The following is a 25,165-nucleotide window of genomic DNA, read 5'->3' as shown; positions in this document are numbered from 1 at the left end:
GCCCTGCCGAGTGACGAGAATCGAGATGATGGGTGTGCTTCTTCGTCCGCCGGGCGCACCACTCAGGCCCACGGAGGCCGGCTCGCCCTGAACCAGGCGCACCGCAGGTCCGAACGCCTCGCCTCGGTCACCCTGCTCGACCCGGGCGGCCTGGAGAGATCACGCGTCGCGCGTCAGTGGCAGTGACCGGGCTCGGTCGCCGGGCCGGTGCCGGTGGCGGTGGCGCCCAGGTCGTCGGAGCGGCCGGCGTCGACGCGGGGCCACTGTGCTGTGGGACGTCCACCCGGCCACTCCCGCAGAGGCGGCCAGTCGGGAGCCCCGCCCAGGGTCCGCGTCGCATGCCCGAGGCGCTGCCAGCCCGCCGGTGAGTCCTCCCAGTCCTCCTGACGCCCGAAGACCGTAAGGTCCATGAGCGCGTAGCTGTAGTCCACCGCTTCGGCCCCGCGACGCCTGGTCCAGTACGTCTCGAAGACACGGTCGCCGTCGCGCAGGTAGCACACCAGGTGGAACAAGCCGGGCTCCCGGCCGACAAGCAGCGACTCGAGCGAGGGCTGGGCGGAGTACCACGGCATGGTCCAGCCCATGAAGGAGCGGTAGCGCAGGCTCTCCTCGTACGACGTCTGCGCGTCCCCGAAGCCGTAGGCCGTGTTCCGCCCCTGACAGAACACGGCGAAGGTGATGTCGCGGGAGTGCAGATAGGCCCGCTCGCCCACGTGGCTCATCACCCAGGTACAGCCTTCGCACTGCTCAGCGGCCGGCCGGCCGGGCCACCACATGAAGTAGTAGGCGATCATCTGGCGTCGCCCTTCGAACGCGTCCAGGAGCGTCATGGGGCCGTCCGGCCCCAGCAACGGGCTGTCCGCGGCCACCTCGACCATCGGGAGTCTGCGGCGCGCTGCGGCGATCGCGTCGCCCTCGCGGGTGTGGGCCTTCTCCCTCGCCCGCAGCCCCTCCAACTGCTGCTCGAAGATCGCGCGGTCGACGACCGGTGGTTGCGCCGTGCTCGGGTTCTCGGACATCAGCGGCTCCTGGAATCGCTCCGTCGCGGCTGCGGGGCACTCCTCAGCAACGTAGGGGCCGGCCGGAGCGCCGTAGTGCACCGTCCGGCCTGGCTCCATTGTCGCCGAGCATGCCGACGACCGCTGGGTGGCCCGGCGTACCAACGCCTCCTGGTCCCACGGTTGACCGCCGGCGCACTGCCCACCGCGCTGACGCCCCATGGCGTCCAGCCGCGCCGTAGACCTTCCGCGCTGCTGCTTCGCGGAAGCTGTTTCGCGAGGAGTCGGCGAGCCCCGAAACGGGCGCCTTGTGGCTTCGTCGACCCCTTCATGTCGATCCCGAGAGAGCCCCCTGCCCCTGCGAGCCGGCCGTGGCGGGGCCTGTCGTGGGCACGGCTCTTCGCGAGGCACCGGGAGACCTGATGCCCGCCTGGTGCTGCGCCCGCAGCCGGCGAGGTCGAAGCCCCGGATGGGGACTCAACGCAGGGCGTGGCGGATCTTCAACCGTCCGTATCCCATGACGCCGGAGATTCGAATCGTCGGCCCGCCGGGCCGAGGACGCCGCGGGACCTTGTAGCGCAGGTCCTTCCACCCCGTGCTCAGTCCTTCGACGTCGACCACCGCGTCCCGGGGGACCGTGATCCGGGCTCCGCCGGTTCCCAGTTGCAGCTCGATGTCGACGACCGGGTGCTCGATGACCGCCCGGGACAGGTCCAGGCGCACCCTTCCATACGCTGACCCGACCTTGAGGACCCGAGGTACCCGCCACGCGCCACGCCGCTTGATCCGTCCACCGGCGGCGGCGATCGTGGCGATGCTTCCCGGTTGCTCCTCCGGGAGCGAGACCAGAACGGACGCGAGTTCGCTCTGCGTCTTGGCGCTGAGCGCCTGGTGAAGGCGCTCGTCCAACACCTCGTGTGCGATGAGCCCTTCCGCGTACGCCTCCTGCAGGCGTCGCACGGCTGCATCGCGGTCATCTTCACCGATCAGCGACGATTCTTCCGGTAAGGAGGCCACGGGTTCACCGTACTGCCGAGTCGGCGAGGTGAACCCGTCAAGGGAGGCCCGGAGGACGGTTCACCACCTGTCCCACACTTGGTCTAGACAACAAGCAAGGCCCAGGTCGATGACCTGGGCCCCCTTCATGGAGCGGGTGACGAGAATCGAACTCGCGCTCTCAGCTTGGGAAGCTGATGTTCTACCATTAAACTACACCCGCGTAAGACGCCGACCGAGGTCGGTGCCTGGACGCTCGCTCACTCTACCCCATGCCCGGCCCCCGGTGTTCGCGCCGTGGGGCCGGTGGTCGTTCCGGGGGGCGGGACGAGGCTGCGGGGGCTCCGAGTTGGGGCGTACGGTGGGGGTCCCGGAGAGGGTGCGCGTGAGGGCGGAGTGCCGCCTGGAGAGTCGTCTCTTTCATCCCGTACTGTGGCTTTTGTCGTCAGGGTAGTAAGCCAGACGCGGCTCTTGGGGAAGGGACTTGAAGGACTTGATGGAGCGCACCGTCGTCCGCTGTGCCGATGGGCACGTGTTCACCGCCACCTCGTTCCCGATGCAGCAGGCCGATCGACTCGGCCCCGGTCGGCTCGTCCGATGTCCGCGGTGTGCGCGGCTGCGGAGTGCCGTGCCGGTGGGCGCGGAGAAGCGGTAAGCACGGACACAGAGCGGGATCGGGCGCGCGGCGCGGCGGCGGTTGTCGCTGCTCCGCGCGCCTTGCGTATCCTCGGTGCGTGCTTCTCTCAGACAAGGACATCCGGGCCGAGATCGACGCCGGACGGGTCCGCATCGAGCCCTTCGACGACTCCATGGTGCAGCCGTCGAGCATCGACGTGCGTCTCGACCGCTACTTCCGGGTGTTCGAGAATCACCGGTACCCGCACATCGACCCCTCCGTCGAGCAGGTGGATCTGACCCGGCTCGTGGAGCCGGAGGGCGACGAGCCGTTCATCCTGCATCCCGGCGAGTTCGTGCTGGCCAGTACGTACGAGGTCATCACCCTGCCGGACGACCTCGCCTCGCGGCTCGAGGGGAAGAGTTCGCTCGGGCGGCTCGGGCTCGTCACGCACTCCACCGCCGGGTTCATCGACCCGGGTTTCTCGGGGCACGTGACGCTGGAGCTGAGCAATCTCGCGACCCTGCCGATCAAGCTGTGGCCGGGGATGAAGATCGGGCAGCTGTGCATGTTCCGGCTCACCTCGCCGGCCGAGCACCCGTACGGCAGCGAGCGCTACGGGTCCCGCTACCAGGGCCAGCGGGGGCCGACCGCCTCCCGGTCCTACCTCAATTTCCATCGGACCCAGGTATGAACCCAGTGATGAGCAGGACGCGCGCATGAGTGATGTTCGGGAGAATCTGACCTACGAGCAGTTCGGCCTCGCCGTGCGCGAACTCGCGCAGGCCGTCGCCGACGACGGGTACGAACCGGACATAGTGCTGTCCATCGCCCGCGGGGGCGTCTTCGTCGCCGGCGGGCTGGCGTACGCGCTGGACTGCAAGAACATCCACCTCGTGAACGTGGAGTTCTACACCGGGGTCGGGACCACCCTCGACATGCCCGTCATGCTCGCCCCGGTCCCGAACGTCATCGACTTCTCCGACAAGAAGGTCCTGATCACCGACGACGTCGCCGACACCGGCAAGACGCTCAAGCTGGTGCGGGACTTCTGCCTCGACACGGTCGCCGAGGTCCGCAGCGCGGTGATCTATGAGAAGTCGCACTCCCTCGTCCAGTGCGAGTACGTGTGGAAGCGCACCGATGACTGGATCAACTTCCCCTGGAGTGTCTTGCCTCCAGTACATAGGTCTGGCGAGGCGGCCAAGGCGAACAAGGAGGCGCTCTAAGGTTCTTGAGGGGCGGCACTGGTTTCCGCGCATCCCTGGTTGTCAGTGCCGACCGATATGCTTCTGCCGTGCACCTGGGTCGACGGTGGTCGGGATGGGAGCCTCCCACGCAGGCCCCAACGTGCCCGCGGTCGGCGATGGCGCCCCCTCCATCCCGGTGCCGGCCGATCCCCCGCCGGAGGCATCGTCTTTGACCGTCGCACGCTATGCGGGCACCGCCCAAGGGGCCTGCCCGCGCCTCGCGCGGGCCCTTGATGAGTCAGACCGCTAATCCGCAGCCCCGTAAGGCGGCGGTCGAGCGTGAGGTGATGACCACGGACGAGTGGCTGCGGATGCATCTTCGTCGGGCTCCCGAGCGGGACGAGGAGTGTACATCGTGCCCTCGTGTTGCAAGGGCGAGCCTGACGGTCATCGCCAGACGGGCTCAACCAAGCTGGGGTCGAATTTCCGGCGCCCTCGACCGGCCGGGTGGATGATCACGGCTGAAAGGCTGTGCAACACGATCTCTTGCTGACGCTCGATGGGCAGCTCGAAGAACTCCTCGACGGTCAGATTTGCCGCTTCGCCCTTTGCCTCGGCTTGCTTCTGATCCTTGTAGAAGCGGGCCCGTTCCAGTTTGAGTTCTTCGCGCAGCCGCTCCTTGGCTGGCAGGAGCTGCAAGAGCGTGCCCACCGTGATCTGCTTCGACCTCTCAGCCTCCACGAGCTGGGCAATGTCCTGGGTGACCTGCTCCAGCTCTTCCTCACGCGACCACCGTTGATCGACCGGCACAACGGTGACCGCCGCTCGTGCGCGCTGTTCTTCGAGCACGAGTTGAGCTATCAGCCTGTCGACGGGCTCGCCGGTGCGGCCGACCTTGCCGCATCCGCCGTTCACCACGGAGCACTGGTACGTGTATCTCGTGGCCTTCGATCCTGGCTGCCAGCGGTTGTTGATCTGCCCTCGGATCTTCGTCTTGCACAGTCCGCACCGGGCAATGCCCGAGAGCAGGTACTTACGGGCGAGGGACTTGCCGGGATGCTTTTGCTTCCGCTCGGCGATGGCCGCGCAGACGGCTTCCCACTCTTCCAGGGTGTTGATCCGCTCCCAATTCCCCTTGACGGGTTCGCCGTCTTCGCCGACCAGGATTTCGCCGTGGTACGTCCGGTAGCCGACCAGTCTGGGATTGGTCAGGATCTGCTCGACGTGATGGTGGGCCATGCGCTTGGTGCCTGCGCGCGGGTTGCCTAAGCCCTGTTGCTGCCACCGGGTCCGGATGGTTCCGATGCGGACGCCGGCCAAAACCTCGCGTTGTGCCTCTCGGATGGCTTCGGCGGCTTTCGGGTCGGCCTTGGTCCGATCGTCCTTGCTCCAGCCGTACGGCGCCGGCCCTCCGCTGTCCTTGCCTTGTTGGGCCAGCTCCAGGTGCTTGCGTTTGATCCGGCGTGACGCGTCGTGCGACGACTTGTTGGCGAACGCGACCATGATGCGGGCCATGGTGCGACCGTCCGGAGAGCCAAGGTTGATGTCGTTCGTGACGGTGGCGAACTCCAGGCGGGGCCGCTCGTCGAAGATCTCGATGAGGCGTTCCAGGTCCCGCGGTTGTCGGGCGAGGCGGTCCAGGTCGTATGCCACGATGCCGTCGATGAGGCCGGCGCGGAGGTCTCTCAGCATCAGCTCGAACTCGTCGCGCACGACGTTGCGCTTGAACGCCGACACGTCGTTGTCCTCGTAGGTCTTCACGACCTGCCACGATCGGAGGTCGGCGAGGCGTTCGCAGTCCTGCTGCTGCCTGGCGACTCCCAGAGACTCGCCCTCGTCGTCCCGCGAGATGCGGGTGTAGACCCCTACCTTGCGTGCCACGGTCGGCCCTCCCCCTGCCTCCTGAGCAGGGCCAGACTACTACCGTCATCAAGTCAAGTCAGCCGGCGCGGTCCTCCTGCCTGTCGTCACCGGGGACGGCGAGGTTCTCACCCCTTACTTCGAAGGAAGGGGCCCCCCCGGCGCCCCCACCCCCCCCCCAGGGCCCCTCTCCGTGCCCGCTCAGGTCAGAACAGGCCCTTGAAGGTGTTCCAGCCGCCGGTGCCCACCAGCACCCGGCCGCCGTACGTACCGTCTCCCGCGGACGCGTACCGCCACAGCTTCCCGGTGGTGTCCCGGGCCAGCAGGTCGGTGCGGCCGTCGCCGGAGAGGTCGCCGGTGCCGACGAGGGCGGAGTAGACGTTCCAGCCGCCGCCGACCCGCTCCCGCTGGGTCACGCCGCCGGCCGCGGTGCCGTAGTACCGCCACAGGACACCGGCGGAGTCGAGCCCGAGCAGGTCGCCGCGCCCGTCGCCGTTCAGGTCTCCGGCGCCGGTGATCGACTGGTACAGCTTCCAGTTCGCCTGGATCCGCACCCGGGACTTCAGGTGGTGGTCGGCGGTGCCCGCGTAGAAGTAGATGTCGCCGGTGGTCGTCTGGCGCGCGATCAGGTCGACGTGGCCGTCGCCGTTCAGGTCGCCCGGTGACGTCAGCCGGTCGTACTGGCCCCAGCCCTTGCCGACCGGCGTGTACGGCGACGAGGCGCCGACGACCTTGCCGCAGCCCGGACGGTAGGCCCGCAACTCGTCACCGACCCGCGCCAGCACGTCGGCGCACCGGTCTCCGTCCACGTCCCCGACGGGCACGAGCACCGAGCCGGTGGCGAAGGCGCCGGCGGACCCGGCGGTGCGGGAGGACACGGCGCCGGTCCCGGTGCCCCGGTACAGCGACACGGCCCCGGCGGAGTCCGTCGCCAGCAGGTCGCCGAAGCCGTCGTCGCCCGCCATGTCCCGCCACACGGCGGCGCCGCCGGTCACCGGCACGGTCCCGGAGACGGACAGGTCGGCCCCCGCGCCGTCGGCGGGCTTCGCCGTCAGGGTCCAGGTGTAGGCGCCGTTCGGGACGTACTTCCCGGCCGCGTCCCTGCCGTCCCAGGACGTCGAGACCAGGCCGCGGGCCTCGCCGCCGGAGAGGGTCCGTACGGTTTTGCCGCTCGCCCTGTTCTTCAGCGTCACCGTCCAGGAGGCCGCCGGCTTCGACAGCCACCAGCGGGGCTTCCACGCCCCGGCCCTGAGGTCGAGGGCGGGCGTCTCCGCGTCGATGACGGCGACCCGGGAGGCCGGGACGCCCGACGGGACGATCCGCACCCGGCGGTCCGTGCCCGTGTAGGCGACGTGCCCGCCGAAGCGGTCCACGGTCCACCCGGCCCGGCGCACGGTACGGTCGCCCAGTTCCGCCGCGGTGACGATCACCCGCCGGGGCAGGTCCGCCTCCGTGCCGCCGGCCTGGAGGCCCCCGTGCAGGTCGACGAGGGTCAGGCCGGTCGCGTCCGACTGGCGGACCAGGTAGCCGTCGCCGAGGAGCGTCTTGTCGGTGCCGAGCTTCACGGAGCGCTTGGTCTGCCGGTCGTAGACGCCGCCGCCCCGGTAGTTGGGCCAGGCGTCGTCGCACTGCCAGTACACCCAGCGGCCCACGGCCTGGAGCTCGCGGGGGACGCACCCCGCGTCGAAGGTCTCACCGGCGGCACCCGTCGACAGGTTCTTCGCCGCCACCGTGGTCGGGAGGTTCTGGCCGGGGTAGTCCCAGCTGCCTTCGGCGCTCCACAGGGTGCTGCCCCAGACGGCGGCCGCGACCGGCTCCCGCTCCTGGAGCACGCGGCCGGTGTCGCCGTCCGCGAAGCGCAGGACGGCCTGCTCACTGCCCCAGGCCTGGTCGACCACGCCGTACCGGCCGGACAGGTCGACGAGTTGCGGGCTGCCGAGTCCGGAGGTCACCCGCGGGCCCCAGGAGGGGTCGCCGTTGCGGTAGAGCATGGTGACGTCCTGCTCGGTGCCGGCCTTGCGGCCGTGGTGTCCGTCGCCGCTCGCGAACATGGTCACGCAGGGGCCGTTCTCGGTGTCGCCGCAGTCGTCGTCACGGCCGCTCACGAGGCCGTCGACGGTCGAGTTCAGCTCCTCGGGGCGGCCGGAGGTCTTCAGCCAGGTGCTGCGGTAGCCGCCGACGTAGGTGCCCGGCATGTAGAGGTTCGAGTCGTCGGCCGTGGTGAGGATGCCGCTGCCCAGCGAGATGCCGAACGGCTCGGCCTCCCGGTCCTCGATGTCCGCGACGCGCTTGCGGGTGACGGTGCCGTCGGCGGCGGGCGTGAGGAGGTAGTACCCCCAGTCGAGCGGGCCGTAGTCGGTGTCCTCCTCGGCGCCGGTCACCAGCAGTGAGCCGTCGGGCGTGCGGTGCACCGAGGGGGAGGCGACGGCCAGCAGGGACTTCGAGTTGCCCTCGGTGTCCTCCAGGAAGAGGTGGTTGCCGCGGTACTCGTTGTTCCCGGGGTTGGGCGGGGACACGGTGGCGAAGCCGTCGCCGAAGGGCAGGATGGTGTCCTCGTACGTGCCCACGTCCCGCAGGTCGAGGGTGGCCGGCTCCGCGTCCGGGTCGTCCCGGCGGTACACCTGGGCGGAGTAGGACTCGGGGGCGCCGAGGTGGAAGACGGTGTCCCGGTCGAAGGAGACGCGCTCGCCGCGGGCGGAGAGCGTCTTCAGGGACCCGGTGGCGAGGTCGACGACCCACCATCCCTGGGACTGCGTGCCGTCCTCCCCCCACTTGCCGCCGTGGACGGCCACGGACCGGGCGTCGCCGTCGCCGAGGGTGAGGCTCCAGCCCTCCGGCAGCCCTTCCACGCGGCGGTCCCGTACTTCGCCGTTCTCCGAACGCAGCAGGTGCAGGCTCGTCACGGCGTTCTCGGCACCGGTGCGGGTGACGACGGTGTCGCCGTAGGTCGCCACGTACGACTGGCCCTCCGGGAGGGGGACCGTGACCGTCGGCCCGTCGCCCGCCCGCTGCTGGAGCGTCACGTGCGGGGCGGGGGACGGCGCGTAGAGGGCCACGGCGTCGGAGCCGTGGCCGAACTGTCCCGGGTACCGGTCGAAGCGGAAGTCGTCGACGTCGTAGGAGAGCGGCGCGGGCAGCCGGTGGTCGAGGACGGTCGTCGCGCCGGTGGCGTAGTCGATCCAGCGCAGGCGGTCGTCGCCCTCCTGCGCGGTGAGGAAGCCGGTCTCGCCGGCGTTCAGGACGAGGGTGGCGCGGGGTACGAAGCGTGCGCCCGGGCTGACGACGACGGGGCCGGCGGACGTGGCGGGGGTGTCGGCGGCGGCCGTCGTCGCGGCGGTGCCGATTCCGGCGGTCACGGCGAGCGTGACGGTGAGAGCGATACGGCCGAGCGCACGCCGACGGCGCACGGCCCGCTTGTTCAGCGGACGAATCACGAAAGGAGTCCCTCCCCAGGGCGGTCACGCAGGGGGGCGTTTCACGTCTTCGCCGCTCGTCCCGCGTGAGCAGGGCGACAGTAGCAGGAGGTGATCACGGTGCGGCAGGGCAAGGGCCCCGGTGCGACGCACACCGGGGCCCTTTCGTACGCCTACGACTAGAACGTGCCGAGCTTCACGATCGACAGCAGGGCGATCAGCTGGATCGCGGACGCGCCGAGCGCCTTCGGCCAGGGCAGGTCGTGGGAGCGGCCGACCATCAGGGTCAGCAGGGCGCCGGCCGCGACCCAGGTGGCCCAGCCGAGGATCTGGACGAAGGGCGCGTCGCCGCCCGCGAACATCGCGACGACCAGGCGCGGGGCGTCCGTGAGGGACATGATCAGCATGGAGAGGCCGACCGTAGGCTGCCAGGCGCCGTCGCCGCCGAGCTGGCGGGCCAGGGTGTGGGTGACCACGCCCAGGACGAAGGCGCTCAGCACCAGCGCGACCGCCGTGGTCAGGACGATCGGGATGGCGTTCGAGAGGGTGGCGTTGATCGCCTCCTCGCGGGCGCCGTCGAAGCCGAAGACCGCGAGCAGGCCGTAGAGGAACGTCACGATGAGCGCCGGGGCCCACATCGCGTAGTCCCGCATCTGGAGGAAGGTCTGGTTGGGCGCGAGGATCACGCCCTTCAGGAGGTCCTTCCAGTGCAGGCGGGGGCCGACGGGGCCGGGGGCCGGGGCGGAACCGGCGCGGTAGGTGTCGCCCTGGTTGTAGGGGTCGTCGACCGTGAACGCCTGGGTGTGGCCCGGGTTGTTGGCCGCGTACGGGTCGTACGGGGCCTGCTGGGGGTGCCCGCCGGGGCCCTGTCCGTAGCCGCCGTCGCCGAAGTACTCCGGCTCGCCGTGTCCGCCCTGTCCGGGGTGACCGCCGCCGTGCGCCTGCGGCCACGGGGAGCCGCCGGGCGCGGGGGCGCCGCCCCCGTACGGCTGCTGCGGGTACGGGGGCTGAGGCGTCGCGGGGCCGCCGTACGACGGTCCCTGGGGCGCCTGCTGTCCGTACGGGGGGCGTTGCGGTCGCGCGTTTGGAGCGCCGTTGTCCCGGCCGCGTCCGATCCTGAATCCAGCCACGCCTTCGAACGTACCTGGTCCCGGAGAGTGACGTGCGGGGCCCGGCCGTTCGGGGGGTCCTTTGCGGCCGAGCTGTGACATCCCTTACGGATGCTCCCCGAGGAGTCCCCGAGGTCCGACCGGCGGACTCGCGGGGTCCGCCGGCCGGTCCCCTACGGGGCCAGGAACTGGGACGTCGAGAAGGTGACGGCGGCCCGGGCCGTCACCAGGTCCTTCGTCGTGCCCCGGTGGACCTCGACGGAGTCCTTCGTGTCGCTCGGGCAGGTGCGCACCACCAGGTCGGCGAGGCCGTCGCCGTCGAAGTCGCCGGCCGTCAGTACCCGCGTCGTGCCCGTCGTCGCGGGCCGCACCGTGACCGCGGCCCGGGTGGTGAGGCCGGCCTTGCGGCCGGGGACGACGCGTACGCCGGAGCCGCTGGAGACCAGCTCGCTCAGGCCGTCGCCGTCGAAGTCGGCGGCGTCGAGCGTCGAGCCCGGGGTGTCGAGGGCGGCTCCCCCACTGCTTGATGCGTGGGAGGTACCCCCAGCCGCGGTGGGCAGGTCGTAGCGCATCGCGGTGCCGTCCGGGCCGCCCACGGCCGCGTCGAGCGCCTTGCCCCTGCCGAAGGCGCCCAGCGCGATGTCGACGCCGGTGGGCAGGGTGGCGCCGGTGCGGGTCGGGCCGTCGGGGCCGCCCAGGACGAGGGCCGCCTTGCCGGGGCCCGCGGAGGTGCGGACGACCAGGTCGTCGTACCCGTCGTGGTTCACGTCGGCGGCGGGGCCGGTCGGCGCCTCGCCGGGGGACGGGACGGGCGCGCCGGCCCGGTGCGGGGCGCCCTTGCGGGTGAAGGGGCCGCGCAGATGGCTGAGGCGGCCGCCGGAGGCGTGGACGACCAGGTCCTCGGCGCCGTCGCCGTCGAAGTCGCCGCACACCGGACGTTCGGGCCAGTCGTTGCCGTAGCGGGCCCGGTCGGGGACGGCCAGCGGGACCGCGCGGCCGGTCGGGCCCGACGGGGAGCCGAAGAGGAGCTGGAGGGGGACCGGGGGGCGGCCCTGGCCGTCGTAGGGCGGGTCGGTGGTGACCACCAGGTCGGTGAAGCCGTCGCCGTCGAGGTCGCAGCTCGCCTCCGCCTCGAAGACGGCCGGCAACTGGCCGTCCACCGGCGCCGCGTGCTGCTTCGGGGTGAGCAACTGCCGGGCTCCCGGCACCAGTCCGCGTGGCGAGCCGTAGACGATCCCGATGCCCGCGTCGTCGGCGTGGCTCTCCGCCTTGACCAGGTCGTCGAGGACCAGGTCGCGGTGGCCGTCGCCGTTGAAGTCGTCGGGGACCTCGCTGCCCTCGCCGCGCGGGACCGGGAGCGGGGCGGGGGCCTGGGCGGCGCGTACGGGAGTGGGGGCGGCGTCCTCGGCGGCGGGTGCCGGGCCGTGGCCGCAGGCGGTGAGCAGCAGCAGGCAGCCGGCGGCGGCTGTGCCGGTCAGGGTGGTGCTTCTTCGCAGGCGCACCGTTCACCTCGTCCGTATCGACCCGTATCACCATTACCGACAACGACCGGGTAATGATGCACGTGTTCGACATACGACGACACCCCCGGGTTCGCAGGGAACCCGGGGGTGTCGGTCGAGAACGCGGCCGAAGGCGGCTACTTCACCGGCTCCGGCGTCGGCTCGCTCTCCGGCGTCGGCTCGCCGGTCGGGTCGCCCGGGGTCTTGACGGAGTCCAGCAGCAGCTGGGCGACGTCGACGACCTGGATGGACTCCTTGGCCTGACCGTCGTTCTTCTTGCCGTTGACCGAGTCCGTCAGCATGACCAGGCAGAACGGGCAGGCGGTCGAGACGATGTCGGGGTTGACCGACAGGGCCTCGTCGACGCGCTCGTTGTTGATGCGCTTGCCGATCCGCTCCTCCATCCACATCCGCGCGCCACCGGCGCCGCAGCAGAAGCCCCGCTCCTTGTGGCGGTGCATCTCCTCGTTGCGGACGCCCGGGACGGCGGCGATGATCTCGCGCGGCGGCGTGTAGATCTTGTTGTGGCGGCCCAGGTAGCAGGGGTCGTGGTAGGTGATGATGCCCTCGACCGGGGTCACCGGGACCAGCTTGCCCTCGTCCACCAGGTGCTGGAGCAGCTGCGTGTGGTGGATGACCTCGTAGTCGCCGCCGAGCTGCGGGTACTCGTTGCCGAGGGTGTTGAGGCAGTGCGGGCAGGTGGCGACGATCTTCTTCGCCGACTTCGGCTTGTGCGACTCCTCGGTGACCTTGCCGTCGTCGTCCATCTCCTCGCCGAAGGCGGCGTTGAGGGTCATGACGTTCTCCATGCCGAGCTCCTGGAACAGGGGCTCGTTGCCCAGGCGGCGGGCGGAGTCACCAGTGCACTTCTCGTCGCCGCCCATGATCGCGAACTTGACGCCCGCGATGTGGAGCAGCTCGGCGAAGGCCTTGGTGGTCTTCTTGGCGCGGTCCTCCAGGGCGCCGGCGCAGCCGACCCAGTACAGGTACTCGACCTCGGTGAGGTCCTCGATGTCCTTGCCGACGACGGGGACCTCGAAGTCCAGCTCCTTGAGCCACTCCAGGCGCTGCTTCTTCGCCAGGCCCCAGGGGTTGCCCTTCTTCTCCAGGTTCTTGAGCATCGTGCCCGCCTCGGACGGGAACGCCGACTCGATCATGACCTGGTAGCGACGCATGTCGACGATGTGGTCGACGTGCTCGATGTCGACGGGGCACTGCTCGACGCAGGCGCCGCAGGTGGTGCAGGACCACAGGACGTCGGGGTCGATGACGCCCTGCTCCTCGAGGGTGCCGATCAGCGGGCGCTCGGCCTCCGCGAGGGCGGCGGCCGGGACCCCGGCCAGCTGCTCCTCGGACGCCTTCTCCTCGCCCTCCATCGTCTTGCCGCCGCCGGCCAGCAGGTAGGGGGCCTTGGCGTGCGCGTGGTCGCGCAGGGACATGATCAGGAGCTTGGGGGAGAGGGGCTTGCCGGTGTTCCAGGCGGGGCACTGCGACTGGCAGCGGCCGCACTCGGTGCAGGTGGAGAAGTCCAGCAGGCCCTTCCAGGAGAACTGCTCGACCTGGGAGACGCCGAAGACGTCGTCGTCGCCGGGGTCGGTGAAGTCGATCGGCTTGCCGCCCGAGGTCATCGGCAGCAGCGGGCCGAGCGCGGTGCCGCCCTTCGCGTCGCGCTTGAACCAGATGTTCGGGAAGGCCAGGAAGCGGTGCCAGGCCACGCCCATGTCGGTCTTCAGGGCGACCGTGATCATCCAGATGAACGAGGTCGCGATCTTCAGCCCGGCGAAGAAGTAGACGAGGTTCTGGAGCGTGCCGAGGTCGGCGTCCCGGAGCGCGGAGACGACCGGGTACGAGATGAAGAACGACGCCTCGTAGCCGTCCACGTGGTGGAGGGCGCCCTCCAGCGCGTGCAGCATGAAGATGCAGACGCCGACGATGAGGATGACGGCCTCGACGAAGTACGCCTGGCCGAAGTTGGAGCCCCCGAAGCGGGACTTGCGGCCCGGCTTGCGCGGGTGGCTGAGCTGCCGGACGACGATCAGCACCAGGATGCCGAGCACCGTCATGGTGCCGATGAACTCGACGAAGACGTTGTACGGCGCCCAGTCGCCGATGACCGGCAGGATCCAGTCGGCCTGGAAGAGCTGGCCGACGGCGTTGACGATGGTCAGCAGCAGGGAGAAGAAGCCCACCGCGACGAACCAGTGCGCCACACCGACGATGCCCCAGCGGTTCATCCGGGTGTGGCCGAGGAACTCCCTGACCACGGTGACGGTGCGGTCCACGGGGTCGTTGGTCCGCGTTCCGGCCGGCACCGGCTGGCCCAGCCGCATGTAGTTGAAGATCTGCAGGACGGCGCGGCCGAACAGTGCGACGCCGACCACGATCAGGACCAGCGACACGATGATCGCGGCGAGTTGCATTTGGGGGCTCCTCGGGCCTGCGAGGTTGCGAGGGGGCGGTATTACTAAGCGGTAACTTATTCAGTCCGTTTGAGAGTACCCCCATCCTCCGCCGCACTGTAGTCGGACGTGCGGTGATCTGCGTCGCTGAGGCGACCCTGACCCCGCCGGGCCCGTACGGGGAATGGAGGGGGCGCGGCAGAGGGGTGTGGCAGAGGGGTGCGACACCACGCCGGTCCGGCGGTGCGATTCGTCGCAAAACATGATATTCGGCATAGCTTGTCCCCATGCTCTACGGGATCGCCGCCGCCACCGTCTCCTTCCTCCTCGCCACCGTCCTCGCCGCCCTGCTGCGGGCGCCCGCCCTGCGTCTGGCCCTCGTCGACCGGCGTCGGCGGCGGCCCGTCCCGCTGCTCGGCGGGGTGGCCGTCGCCCTCGTCACCGGGCTGGTGGCGTGGGCGGGAGACCGGTCCGGCGTCGTACCGCTCGGTCCGGCGGCCGGCCCGCTGCTCCTGGCCGCGGGCGCCGTCGGCGCGCTGGGCCTGGCGGCCGACGTCTGGCGGCTGCGCCGGCGGTGGCTCCTCGCCGGTACGGCCGCCGCGGCGGCCTGCGTGGTGCCGTACGGCGAGACGGGGCCGGTGGCCGGGGTGCTCGCCGTGGGCTGGGTGGCGCTGGTCGCCGCCGCCTTCCGGGGGCTCGACCACGCCGACGGGGTGGCCGGCGCGGTGGGTGTCGTGACCGCCTTCGGGATCGCCGCCTGCGCGGCGGCGGGACTGATGGACGGGCTCGCGGTGCTGCTGCTCGTGCTGGCCGCCGCGCTCGCCGGGTTCCTGCTGCACAACTGGCATCCCGCGCGGATCGCGCTCGGCGCGTGCGGGTCGCTGTTCACGGGTTTCCTGCTCGCCGGGGCCGCGGTGTCCGTGCGGGCGGGGTACGAGCCCGTAGGCGGGGCGGGGGTGCTGTGCGCGCTGACCGCCGTACCGGTGGCCGACGCCGTACTGGTTCTCCTCTCGCGCCGGCTGGCCGGGCGGCCCCCGGCGCGCGGTGGGCCCGACCACCTCGCGCACCGGCTGCGGCGGCTCGGGCTCACCGCGCAGGGTGCGGTGGTGGTCCTCGGCGGGGCCGCGCTGTGCGCGGTGCTCGTGGGGGTGCTGGCGCACACCGGCCGGGTGGGCGGCCCCGCGGTGCTGTGGGTGGCGGGCGGAACGGCCGCCGGGGTGCTGGGGCTGCTGCGGGTACGGGTCTACGGGCCGCCGCGGCTCCCGCGCGGCTCGGCGGCGAGGGCGTCGGTCCGGCGGGGAGCGGCGGCGAGAGCGTCGGCCCAGTCGGTTCGGCGGTCGGGCGCCGGGGTGTCCCAGTTGCCTCCCGGGGCAACCGGAGTCCCGGCTGGTGAGTCCTTCCCCGGGTTGGTTTTTCCGGTTCGTCAGGCCACGAGTACCGAGAACATGCAGGTCAGGACGCCGTTGCGTGTAAGGAACGGATAAGAGTTGAGTCCGCCCGACTCACCTCTGTTGACCCATCGCCGGGCGTCGTGCACACTTGAGCCTGTTCCACTCAAGTCAGCTGGAGGTTATTCACCATGGCACGTGCGGTCGGCATCGACCTGGGCACGACTAACTCCGTCGTCAGCGTTCTGGAGGGCGGCGAGCCCACCGTCATCACCAACGCCGAGGGCGCCAGGACCACGCCGTCCGTCGTCGCCTTCGCCAAGAACGGTGAGGTGCTCGTCGGCGAGGTGGCCAAGCGCCAGGCGGTCACGAACGTCGACAGGACCATCCGCTCGGTCAAGCGCCACATGGGCACCGACTGGAAGGTCAACCTGGACGGCAAGGACTTCAACCCGCAGCAGATCAGCGCCTTCGTGCTGCAGAAGCTGAAGCGGGACGCCGAGTCCTACCTGGGCGAGAAGGTGACCGACGCGGTCATCACCGTCCCGGCGTACTTCAACGACGCCGAGCGCCAGGCCACCAAGGAGGCCGGTGAGATCGCGGGCCTCAACGTCCTGCGCATCGTCAACGAGCCGACCGCCGCCGCGCTGGCGTACGGCCTGGACAAGGACGAGCAGGTCATCCTGGTCTTCGACCTCGGTGGCGGTACGTTCGACGTCTCGCTGCTGGAGATCGGCGACGGTGTCGTCGAGGTGAAGGCCACCAACGGTGACAACAACCTCGGTGGTGACGACTGGGACCAGCGCGTCGTCGACTACCTGGTCAAGCAGTTCCAGTCCGGCCACGGCGTGGACCTGGCCAAGGACAAGATGGCCCTCCAGCGCCTGCGCGAGGCGGCCGAGAAGGCCAAGATCGAGCTGTCCTCGTCCACCGAGACCACGATCAACCTCCCCTACATCACGGCGTCCGCCGAGGGCCCGCTGCACCTGGACGAGAAGCTCACCCGCGCCCAGTTCCAGCAGCTGACCTCCGACCTGCTGGAGCGCTGCAAGACGCCGTTCCACAACGTCATCAAGGACGCCGGCATCCAGCTGTCCGAGATCGACCACGTCGTTCTCGTCGGTGGCTCCACCCGCATGCCCGCCGTCGCCGAGCTGGTCAAGGAGCTGACCGGCGGCAAGGACGCCAACAAGGGCGTCAACCCGGACGAGGTCGTCGCCATCGGCGCCGCCCTGCAGGCCGGTGTCCTCAAGGGCGAGGTCAAGGACGTCCTGCTGCTCGACGTCACCCCGCTGTCCCTCGGCATCGAGACCAAGGGCGGCATCATGACCAAGCTGATCGAGCGGAACACGACGATCCCGACCAAGCGCTCGGAGATCTTCACCACCGCCGAGGACAACCAGCCCTCCGTGCAGATCCAGGTCTACCAGGGCGAGCGCGAGATCGCGGCGTACAACAAGAAGCTCGGGATGTTCGAGCTGACCGGTCTGCCGCCGGCGCCCCGCGGCGTCCCGCAGATCGAGGTCGCCTTCGACATCGACGCCAACGGCATCATGCACGTGACCGCGAAGGACCTGGGCACGGGCAAGGAGCAGAAGATGACCGTCACCGGCGGCTCCTCGCTGCCGAAGGACGAGGTCGACCGGATGCGCCAGGAGGCCGAGAAGTACGCGGAGGAGGACCACGCCCGCCGCGAGGCCGCCGAGTCCCGCAACCAGGGCGAGCAGCTCGTCTACCAGACGGAGAAGTTCCTCAAGGACAACGAGGACAAGGTCCCCGGCGAGGTGAAGACCGAGGTCGAGTCCGCCGTCGCCGAGCTGAAGGAGAAGCTCAAGGGCGAGGACACCGCCGAGATCCGCACCGCCACCGAGAAGGTCGCCGCCGTCTCGCAGAAGCTGGGCCAGGCCATGTACGCCGACGCCCAGGCCGCGCAGGCCGCCGGCGGCGAGGCCCCGGGCGCCGACGCCGGTGCCGAGGGCAAGGGTGCCGACGACGACGTCGTCGACGCCGAGATCGTGGACGACGAGCGCAAGGACGGTGCCGCGTGACGGAGGAGACCCCGGGTTTCGACGAGAAGCCCGACGTCCCCTCCGGCGCCACCCCTGACGACGCCGAGCCGCAGGCCGCCTCCGAAGAGGGGGCGGCCCCGGCCGGGGACGCGAGCGAGAACGCGGGCCTGGTGGCCCAGCTGGACCAGGTGCGCACCGCGCTGAACGAGCGCACGGCGGACCTCCAGCGCCTCCAGGCCGAGTACCAGAACTACCGCCGCCGGGTGGAGCGGGACCGCGTCGCGGTCAAGGAGGTCGCCATCGCGAACCTCCTGTCCGAGCTGCTTCCCGTGCTCGACGACGTCGGGCGCGCCCGGGAGCACGGCGAACTGGTCGGCGGCTTCAAGTCCGTCGCGGAGTCGCTGGAGACCACGGTCGCCAAGCTGGGCCTCCAGCAGTTCGGCAAGGAGGGCGAGCCCTTCGACCCGACGATCCACGAGGCCCTGATGCACTCCTACGCGCCGGACGTCACCGAGACGACGTGCGTGGCGATCCTGCAGCCCGGGTACCGGATCGGCGAACGCACCATCCGCCCCGCGCGGGTGGCGGTCGCCGAGCCGCAGCCGGGCGCCCAGACGGTCAAGCCGGCCGAGGCCGGCTCCGAGGGGCAGGACGCCTCCGACGCGGAGGACAACGCCGGGACCAAGGAGAGCGGTGGCCCGGACGAGGGCTGAGCTTGAAGTGACGAGGAAGCCGAGGAAGGAGGGACGTCGGGGATGAGTACGAAGGACTTCATCGAGAAGGACTACTACAAGGTTCTCGGCGTCCCCAAGGACGCCACCGAGGCCGAGATCAAGAAGGCGTACCGGAAGCTCGCCCGCGAGAACCACCCGGACGCCAACAAGGGGAACGTCAAGGCGGAGGAGCGCTTCAAGGAGATCTCCGAGGCCAACGACATCCTCGGTGACCCCAAGAAGCGCAAGGAGTACGACGAGGCCCGCGCCCTCTTCGGCAACGGAGGTTTCCGTCCGGGGCCGGGCGCCGGTGGCGGCACCTTCAACTTCGACCTGGGCGACCTCTTCGGAGGCGGCGCCCAGGGCGGGGGCCAGGGTGCCGGCGGCTTCGGCGGCGGTCTCGGCGACGTCTTCGGGGGCCTGTTCAACCGCACGGGCGGCGGACCCGGCACCGGCACGCGCACGCAGCCGCGGCGCGGGCAGGACATCGAGTCCGAGGTCACCCTGAGCTTCACCGAGGCCATCGAGGGCGCGACCGTGCCGCTCAGGATGTCCTCGCAGGCGCCCTGCAAGGCCTGTTCCGGCACCGGCGACAAGAACGGCACGCCGCGCGTGTGCCCGACCTGCGTCGGCACCGGCCAGGTCGCCCGGGGCTCGGGCGGCGGCTTCTCGCTCACCGACCCGTGCCCGGACTGCAAGGGCCGCGGCCTGATCGCCGAGGACCCCTGCGACGTCTGCAAGGGCTCCGGACGCGCCAAGTCCTCGCGGACGATGCAGGTCCGTATCCCCGCCGGGGTGTCGGACGGGCAGCGCATCCGGCTGCGCGGCAAGGGGACGCCGGGCGAGCGGGGCGGCCCGGCGGGCGACCTGTACGTGGTCGTGCACGTCAAGGAACACCCCGTCTTCGGCCGCCGGGGCGACAACCTCACCGTCACCGTCCCGGTCACCTACGCCGAGGCGGCCCTCGGCGGCGAGGTCCGGGTCCCGACCCTGGGCGGTCCGCCGGTGACGCTGAAGCTGCCGGCGGGCACGCCCAACGGCCGCACCATGCGGGCCCGGGGCAAGGGCGCGGTCCGCAAGGACGGCACCCGCGGCGACCTTCTGGTCACCGTGGAGGTGAGTGTTCCGAAGGATCTGACGGGGAAGGCTCGTGACGCGCTGGAGGCGTATCGCGAGGCGACCGCGGACGAGGATCCGCGGGCGGAGTTGTTCCAGGCCGCGAAGGGAGCTTGACGGGAATGGACGGTCGGCGACGCAATCCGTACGAACTGACCGAGGACACCCCGGTGTACGTCATCTCGGTGGCGGCCCAGCTCTCCGGCCTCCACCCGCAGACCCTGCGTCAGTACGACCGCCTCGGCCTGGTCTCCCCGGACCGCACGCCCGGCCGGGGCCGGCGCTACTCGGCCCGCGACATCGAACTGCTCCGACAGGTCCAGCAGCTGTCGCAGGACGAGGGCATCAACCTGGCCGGAATCAAGCGCATCATCGAACTGGAGAACCAGGTCGCCGAGCTCCAGGCCCGCGCGGCCGAGCTGGCCGCCGCCCTCGACGGCGCGGCCACGGCGATGCGCCAGCGCGAGGCCGCGGTGCACGCGTCGTACCGCCGTGACCTGGTTCCCTACCAAGAGGTACAGCAGACCAGCGCCCTGGTGGTCTGGCGGCCCAAGCGCCACGGCCAGACCTCGGACTGACAGGCGGCACAAGGGAAACGGCACCGGAAGCCCCGGAGGACGCACTCGTCCTCCGGGGCTTGTTCACAACGGTGCTGTCTCATTGGTCTAGTACTTCTTGACGATTTGGTGAAGACAGCGTTGGCTTCCTTCACCCGGGTCACCTGGGTCCCTCGGTACCAACTACACCCGTGTGTCGGAAGGTCTAGCGCAGTGAGCAGCCGTGCCCGTCGAACCGCCATATCCGTGGCCGCGTCCCTGATGACCTTCTCGCTGGCCTCCTGCGGTGTGCTGGGCGCGTCGGAGAGCGGCGACGACGCGAGCCCGTCCAAGGGCAACGACCTCCTGGTCGGGTTGCTGCTCCCGGAGAAGGAGAACACGCGCTACGAGCAGTTCGACTACCCCTTCTTCAAGAAGAAGATCGGCGAACTCACCCGGGACGAGGGCATCGTCAAGTACGCCAACGCCGAGGCCAGCGCCACCAAGCAGGCCGATCAGATGCAGCAGATGATCGAGGACAAGGTCGACGTGATCGTGCTGGACGCGGTCGACTCGCACGGCATCGGCGCCGCCGTGCAGAAGGCCAAGGACGCCGGCATCCCCGTCATCGCCTACGACCGGCTGGCCGAGGGCCCGATCGACGCGTACATCTCCTTCGACAACGAGCTGGTCGGCGAGGTCCAGGGGCGTTCCCTCATCGAGGCGCTCGGCGGCGACCCGTCCAGCTCCGACAAGATCGTCATGATGAACGGCTCGCCCACCGACCCGAACGCCAAGCAGTTCAAGGCGGGGGCGCTGTCCGAGCTGAACGGCAAGGTGACGATCGCCCAGTCCTTCGACACCAAGGACTGGAAGCCGGAGAACGCCGAGGCGAACATGACCGAGGCGATCGAGAAGATCGGCAAGAGCAAGATCGCGGGTGTCTACTCCGCCAACGACGGCATGGCGGGCGGCATCATCAAGGCCCTGGAGGACGCGGGCGTCACCGACCTGCCGCCGATCACCGGCCAGGACGCGGAGCTGGCGGCGGTGCAGCGGATCGTCGCCGGCGAGCAGTACATGAGCGTGTACAAGTCCTACCCGCAGGAGGCCGAGAACGCCGCGGAGATGGCCGTGGCGCGGGTCCAGGGCCGGGACATCCAGTTCGACGCGCTCGCCCGCGACAAGGTCGACAGCCCCACCCACAAGGGCGTCCCCGCCCAGCTCGTCCCCGTCGTCGCCCTCACCAAGGCGAACATCGAGGAGACGGTCGTCGCGGACGACTTCTACAAGGTCACCGACATCTGCACCGCCAAGTACGCGGACGCGTGCGAGGAACTCGGCCTGAAGTAGCCCGCGTGTCTTCCGGGTTCCACCGTCGGGTCATTCCGGTCGCAACCAGCTCTTTTCGTTCCCCGTGCGGGGCGGAGCCGTGTTGCGGAGCCGGACCGGGCCGCGCATAGTTGCGCTGCGGAAGAGCCGGAACCGGGGGTGGGATGGGCGATGGCCGGGCACGGGGCTCAGGAACACCCGCACGGGGCCGACCGGCTGTGCGCGGCCGGGGACCGCGTGTACTCCCGGGCCGTCCGGCGCGGGAGGGTGCCGCGCCAGGACGCCGAGCCGGTTCCCTGCCTCCTCGAACTGGCCCTGCTGCACCCCGACCCCGACGACATGGACTGGCTGGTGCCGACCTCCCCGCAGGAGGTCATGACCCGGCTGCTGCGCGGGGTCCACGACGAGGTCAGCGCCAGCCAGCGGCGGGTGGGCTCGGCCGTGGAGGCCTTCGAGTGGTACGCGGACCTCGGCAGGCTGCTCCAGACCCCGGCCGGCACGGAGAGCACGGCGATCCGGGTCCTCGACGGCCTGTCCCGCATCCAGGCCGCGATGGACGAGGCGACGCAGGCCTGTACGACGGAGGTGCTCACCGTCCAGCCCGGCGGCATCCGGCGCGAGCACGAGCTGTCCGAGGGGCTGCACCGGGCGCTGGCGCTGCGCGGGCGCGGGGTGCGGATGCGGGACCTGTACACGCACGTGGCCCGGCACGGGCAGGGCCTGCTCAACTACCTCGAACTCATGGGTGACGCGGTGGAGGCCCGCACCCTGGACGAAGTCATCGACCGCCTCATCCTCTTCGACCGCACGGTCGCCTTCATCCCCGCCAACACCGACCGCACGATGGCCCTGGAACTGCGCCATCCCGCCCTCATCGCCTACCTGGTCACGGTCTTCGAACGCCTGTGGCGCCTGGCGATCCCGCTGACCGCGCCCCTCCCCGACACCGGCATCGAGGGCATCTCCCACCGCGAGCAGTCCATCGCGGCGCTCCTCGCCGAGGGCCACCAGGACGCGGTGATCGCGGAACGCCTCGGCATCAGCGTCCGCACGGCCCGCGCGCACATCGCCCGCCTCTCGGAGACCCTGGGCGCGGCCAGCCGCACGCAGTTGGGCGTCCGCATCGCCCAGGCCGGCCTGGACGGCGCACCGCGCGGCACCCCGGCCCCCGTCATGCTTCCTGGTCGAGAATCCCCGACTGCCCGATGAGATACCCGAGCTGAGCCCGGCTCTCGCTGCCGAGGGTGGCGGCGAGCTTGGCGATGTGGACGCGCGCGGTGCGGACGTTCATGCCGAGCCGGTCGGCGATGTCGCTGTCGGTGTGGCCTTCGACGAGGAGCGAGGCGATGGTGCGTTGCCGCGATGTGACGCCGTTCAGGGACGGGCGTGGGGCCGCCTGCGGATGCATCGGTGTGGCGAGCCGCCAGAGGCGGTCGAAGGTGGTCACGAAATAGGTGATCAGGGCGGGGTGACGGACCTCCAGGGCGAGGGTCGCCTCGTCGTCCGCGGGGATGAAGGCGACCCGGCGGTCGACGATGATGAGGCGGTCGGTCACCTCGTCGAGGGAGCGCGCCTCGGCGTCCCCGCGCAGCTGCTCGTAGCGGGCCCGGACCAGCGGCAGGTGGCGCTGCGTGTGCTGGTAGAGGGTGCGAATCCGCCCGCCGCGGTCGAGCATGTCCTGATCACGTCGCAAGGACAGGTGCTGGGACAGTTGGCCGCGCCGGTCGGCGTAGTGGGCGTTGGGCTGGATGCACAGCAGTTCGTTGGTCGCGTCCGCCATCACGTCGCTGATGGCTTCGTTGATCTGTGGGATGCCGCTGAGGACGCGTACGGCCCCGGTATCGGCACCGGCCGTGCGTCGGCCGTCGACCTGCATGAGCGGTTCGAACATCGCGGACAGTCGGGCTTCCCGCCGCCTCTCCTCGGCGACCCGCTGTGCGGATGCGTCCAGCATCCGGTGCAGGGCGACGGCCGGAGCGACCGGCTCCAGCCAATCGGGTTCGCCGACGCGGGGCTGCAGCAGTCCATAGGCCCTCAGGCATGGCGTGGCGGCGGCATCTGGGGCCGGTATGCGGCCCTCACGCAGTGCCTGCGTGTACAGGAGGGTCCCGGCGGCGCAGAGGTCCTCCGGGCCGTGCTCCTGATGCGTCTCGTGCGATACCGCCGCGCGCTCGTGTGCCTGTCCCGTCACAAGCCGTCCCCGTCGGTGACGTCCTGGTCTTCCTGCTCCAGGATTCCCGACTGCGCGATGAGGTAGCCCAGCTGAGCGCGACTGCCGCTCCCCAGTGCGGACGCCAGTTTGGCGATGTGCGCGCGGCACGTGCGGACGTTCATGCCCAGGCGCCGGGCGATCGCCTCGTCGACGTGGCCTTCGACCAGGAGCTTGGCTATGGAGTGCTGGATGTCGGTGATGCCGTCGGGAGCGGTCTCGTACGGGGCGCCGGCGGTGAGCGGCACGGCTCGACCCCAGATGAATTCGAACACCTTGATCAGATAGCGGACCAGCCCGGGGTGGCGGATCTCCAGCGCTACCTGCCGGTCGTCCCGGATGGGGATGAAGGCCACGGTCTCGTCGCAGATGATGAGCCGCTCGACGAGTTCGTCGATGGTGCGGTACTCGGCCTTCCCGTTCGGGAACTGGTCCACGTAGGCCATGCGCTCGGGGCTGTACCGTGCCGTGTGCTGATAGAGGGTGCGGATGCGCACACCACGTTCGATCAGCGTCCTGTCGCGCTCCAGCCCCTCGATGAGCCTGCGCTCGGGGTGCCGGGCACTCGGCTGGACGGTGAGCATCTCGACCACGCACTGGTCCGTCGCCAGGTCAAGGGCCGCGTTGATGCGGTCGAGCCCCTCCAGCACGGTGATCGAGTGGGTCGGTGCCGCCCCCTGCGCGCTGAGGGCCATGAAGGGTTCGAAGGCCGCAGCAAGCTTGATCGAGGTGCGTCGGCGCTCGGATATCTCGTGCTCGATCGGATTCAGCCGCCGCGCGAGGGCGACCGCCGGAGACACGGGCAGGAGCCAGCCGGCGTCGTCGGGATCGGGATGCAGGAGTGCGAACTCCATGAGGCAGGGGACGTGATCCGCCTCGCCGCGGGCGATACGTCCGGTGCGCAGGGCGTTCGCGTAGAGGCGTGCCCCCTCCTCGCACAGTTCAGTAACTGCATGGGGATGTGTCGCTTTGGTCTGATTTGTTGGCAAATCTCCACCCCCCAGGGTCCTGAACGTGCAGGAACATGATGCACCGATTGTGTGGCCATGACGTGCCTATATGAGCCATCGTCTTATCCGACGGGGGAAGAGGGGACCTTCAAGTGAGGACGAAGCCGACTATGTCTAAGAGAATGCTTCGCTCGGTGCTTGTCGCCGCCTTCTCCGCCGTTGTGGCCTTCGGAACTCTGAGTGGCCTCTCCGTGGCGAAGGGCGACGCCCGAGCGGACAGCGTCTGGTCGCTTACGACGGTGACCGCTACGCCTGCCGGCGCGGACGGGGAAGCTCTCACAGACGACAGTGTGTGGTCTTGACATGACGACTCCACCCGACGACCGCTCCTTCCGGCGGGAAATGGCCACCGCCTACCGCTCCGGCTGGCACTTCATCGACCTGGTCACCGCGATCCCGCACGCCGGTGACTCCCTGATGGTGACCGTCTTCGGCGAGCCGGTCGTCGTCACGCTGGACGAGGACGGCGACGTGCGGGCGTACCGGTGTCTGCGGCGGCCTCGGGGGGCGCCGCAGCCTGTGCGGTGTGCCATCCGCTACGGAATGATCTTTGTGAACCTGGACCAGCGGGACCACCGGCTCGAGCAGCCGGAGATCCCCGAAGTGAGGACCATCTCGGCCACCCCCCGCAGTGCCTGACGCGATTCCCCCGTCGTAACAAATCGCTCAGGTGCTTCCCCCCGGCAGCGGCGTCACCGTGACCTGAACACGGTGACGCCGCTGTCGCATGTGCGGACATCTCGCCATACCCGACGGTCCCGCGTGTGGC

At 70.3% G+C, this 25,165-nt stretch carries 19 protein-coding genes, 1 tRNA gene and 1 pseudogene; 11 read left to right on the top strand and 10 right to left on the bottom strand.

Annotated elements, in window-relative coordinates:
- Window positions 1-66: 66 nt before the first annotated feature.
- A pseudogene (locus tag ACZ56V_RS13820) lies at window positions 67-159 on the top strand (alpha/beta fold hydrolase); the annotation flags it as partial.
- A 14-nt stretch (window positions 160-173) separates the two neighbouring features.
- Here ACZ56V_RS13820 and ACZ56V_RS13815 read toward each other — a convergent pair.
- The 3 genes from ACZ56V_RS13815 to ACZ56V_RS13805 form a co-directional block, all read right to left on the bottom strand.
- Complete coding sequence (locus tag ACZ56V_RS13815; RefSeq protein ID WP_398911619.1) at window positions 174-1,019, bottom strand: DUF899 family protein; 846 nt, start codon at window positions 1,017-1,019, stop codon at window positions 174-176.
- A 456-nt stretch (window positions 1,020-1,475) separates the two neighbouring features.
- The gene (locus tag ACZ56V_RS13810; RefSeq protein WP_468942143.1) at window positions 1,476-2,015 is read right to left on the bottom strand and encodes a DUF1707 SHOCT-like domain-containing protein; all 540 of its coding nucleotides are present in this window, start codon (window positions 2,013-2,015) and stop codon (window positions 1,476-1,478) included.
- Window positions 2,016-2,143: 128 nt separating this feature from the next.
- A tRNA-Gly gene (locus ACZ56V_RS13805) sits at window positions 2,144-2,217 on the bottom strand.
- 511 nt (window positions 2,218-2,728) lie between these two features.
- Between ACZ56V_RS13805 and dcd the strand changes: the two genes are divergently transcribed.
- Both dcd and ACZ56V_RS13795 read left to right on the top strand, forming a co-directional pair.
- The gene (gene dcd / locus ACZ56V_RS13800; RefSeq protein ID WP_398911621.1) at window positions 2,729-3,304 is read left to right on the top strand and encodes a dCTP deaminase; all 576 of its coding nucleotides are present in this window, start codon (window positions 2,729-2,731) and stop codon (window positions 3,302-3,304) included.
- Between the two features lie 25 nt (window positions 3,305-3,329).
- Complete coding sequence (locus ACZ56V_RS13795) at window positions 3,330-3,839, top strand: phosphoribosyltransferase (RefSeq protein WP_467378935.1); 510 nt, start codon at window positions 3,330-3,332, stop codon at window positions 3,837-3,839.
- 408 nt (window positions 3,840-4,247) lie between these two features.
- Here ACZ56V_RS13795 and ACZ56V_RS13790 read toward each other — a convergent pair whose 3' ends face one another.
- The 5 genes from ACZ56V_RS13790 to ACZ56V_RS13770 form a co-directional block, all read right to left on the bottom strand.
- Window positions 4,248-5,681 carry a recombinase family protein gene (locus ACZ56V_RS13790; RefSeq protein WP_467378937.1) on the bottom strand — a complete coding sequence of 478 codons (1,434 nt, stop codon included), beginning with the start codon at window positions 5,679-5,681 and terminating at the stop codon, window positions 4,248-4,250.
- 185 nt (window positions 5,682-5,866) lie between these two features.
- Window positions 5,867-9,094 (bottom strand): FG-GAP-like repeat-containing protein, encoded by a 3,228-nt coding sequence (locus tag ACZ56V_RS13785; protein WP_468942139.1) that lies wholly within the window; start codon window positions 9,092-9,094, stop codon window positions 5,867-5,869.
- A 158-nt stretch (window positions 9,095-9,252) separates the two neighbouring features.
- Entirely contained in the window at window positions 9,253-10,284 is a 1,032-nt protein-coding gene (locus tag ACZ56V_RS13780) for a Yip1 family protein (protein ID WP_398911625.1), read from the bottom strand.
- Between the two features lie 71 nt (window positions 10,285-10,355).
- Window positions 10,356-11,684 (bottom strand): FG-GAP repeat domain-containing protein, encoded by a 1,329-nt coding sequence (locus ACZ56V_RS13775; protein WP_468942136.1) that lies wholly within the window; start codon window positions 11,682-11,684, stop codon window positions 10,356-10,358.
- A gap of 137 nt (window positions 11,685-11,821) precedes the next feature.
- Entirely contained in the window at window positions 11,822-14,104 is a 2,283-nt protein-coding gene (locus tag ACZ56V_RS13770) for a heterodisulfide reductase-related iron-sulfur binding cluster (protein WP_468942133.1), read from the bottom strand.
- Between the two features lie 266 nt (window positions 14,105-14,370).
- Between ACZ56V_RS13770 and ACZ56V_RS13765 the strand changes: the two genes are divergently transcribed.
- The 7 genes from ACZ56V_RS13765 to ACZ56V_RS13735 all read left to right on the top strand — a co-directional run bounded on the left by ACZ56V_RS13765 (window position 14,371) and on the right by ACZ56V_RS13735 (window position 22,386).
- Entirely contained in the window at window positions 14,371-15,567 is a 1,197-nt protein-coding gene (locus ACZ56V_RS13765) for an MraY family glycosyltransferase (RefSeq protein WP_468942130.1), read from the top strand.
- Window positions 15,568-15,662: 95 nt separating this feature from the next.
- Window positions 15,663-17,519: a molecular chaperone DnaK gene (gene dnaK / locus ACZ56V_RS13760; RefSeq protein WP_003975268.1), complete on the top strand. Its 1,857-nt coding sequence runs from the start codon at window positions 15,663-15,665 to the stop codon at window positions 17,517-17,519.
- Window positions 17,516-18,193 carry a nucleotide exchange factor GrpE gene (grpE, locus tag ACZ56V_RS13755; RefSeq protein ID WP_104636109.1) on the top strand — a complete coding sequence of 226 codons (678 nt, stop codon included), beginning with the start codon at window positions 17,516-17,518 and terminating at the stop codon, window positions 18,191-18,193. The genes dnaK and grpE overlap by 4 nt, the downstream gene beginning before the upstream one ends.
- A 42-nt stretch (window positions 18,194-18,235) precedes the next feature.
- The gene (gene dnaJ / locus ACZ56V_RS13750) at window positions 18,236-19,426 is read left to right on the top strand and encodes a molecular chaperone DnaJ (protein WP_052836527.1); all 1,191 of its coding nucleotides are present in this window, start codon (window positions 18,236-18,238) and stop codon (window positions 19,424-19,426) included.
- A 5-nt stretch (window positions 19,427-19,431) separates the two neighbouring features.
- Window positions 19,432-19,887 carry a heat shock protein transcriptional repressor HspR gene (locus tag ACZ56V_RS13745; protein ID WP_467378947.1) on the top strand — a complete coding sequence of 152 codons (456 nt, stop codon included), beginning with the start codon at window positions 19,432-19,434 and terminating at the stop codon, window positions 19,885-19,887.
- Between the two features lie 192 nt (window positions 19,888-20,079).
- Window positions 20,080-21,198 (top strand): substrate-binding domain-containing protein, encoded by a 1,119-nt coding sequence (locus ACZ56V_RS13740; RefSeq protein WP_398911630.1) that lies wholly within the window; start codon window positions 20,080-20,082, stop codon window positions 21,196-21,198.
- 150 nt (window positions 21,199-21,348) lie between these two features.
- Window positions 21,349-22,386 carry a helix-turn-helix transcriptional regulator gene (locus tag ACZ56V_RS13735; RefSeq protein ID WP_398911631.1) on the top strand — a complete coding sequence of 346 codons (1,038 nt, stop codon included), beginning with the start codon at window positions 21,349-21,351 and terminating at the stop codon, window positions 22,384-22,386.
- Here the strand turns inward: ACZ56V_RS13735 and ACZ56V_RS13730 are convergent.
- Together ACZ56V_RS13730 and ACZ56V_RS13725 are read right to left on the bottom strand one after the other, a co-directional pair.
- Window positions 22,349-23,368 (bottom strand): helix-turn-helix transcriptional regulator, encoded by a 1,020-nt coding sequence (locus tag ACZ56V_RS13730; protein ID WP_468942121.1) that lies wholly within the window; start codon window positions 23,366-23,368, stop codon window positions 22,349-22,351. The two genes, ACZ56V_RS13735 and ACZ56V_RS13730, sit on opposite strands and share 38 nt — an antisense overlap.
- Entirely contained in the window at window positions 23,365-24,375 is a 1,011-nt protein-coding gene (locus tag ACZ56V_RS13725) for a helix-turn-helix transcriptional regulator (RefSeq protein ID WP_398911633.1), read from the bottom strand. The genes ACZ56V_RS13730 and ACZ56V_RS13725 overlap by 4 nt, the downstream gene beginning before the upstream one ends.
- A 324-nt stretch (window positions 24,376-24,699) precedes the next feature.
- Between ACZ56V_RS13725 and ACZ56V_RS13720 the strand changes: the two genes are divergently transcribed.
- Entirely contained in the window at window positions 24,700-25,035 is a 336-nt protein-coding gene (locus tag ACZ56V_RS13720) for a Rieske (2Fe-2S) protein (protein WP_003975277.1), read from the top strand.
- Window positions 25,036-25,165 lie beyond the last annotated feature (130 nt).

The organism is Streptomyces sp. NPDC034099 (genome assembly GCF_055575415.1).
This window is presented reverse-complemented; position numbering and strand designations above follow the sequence as displayed.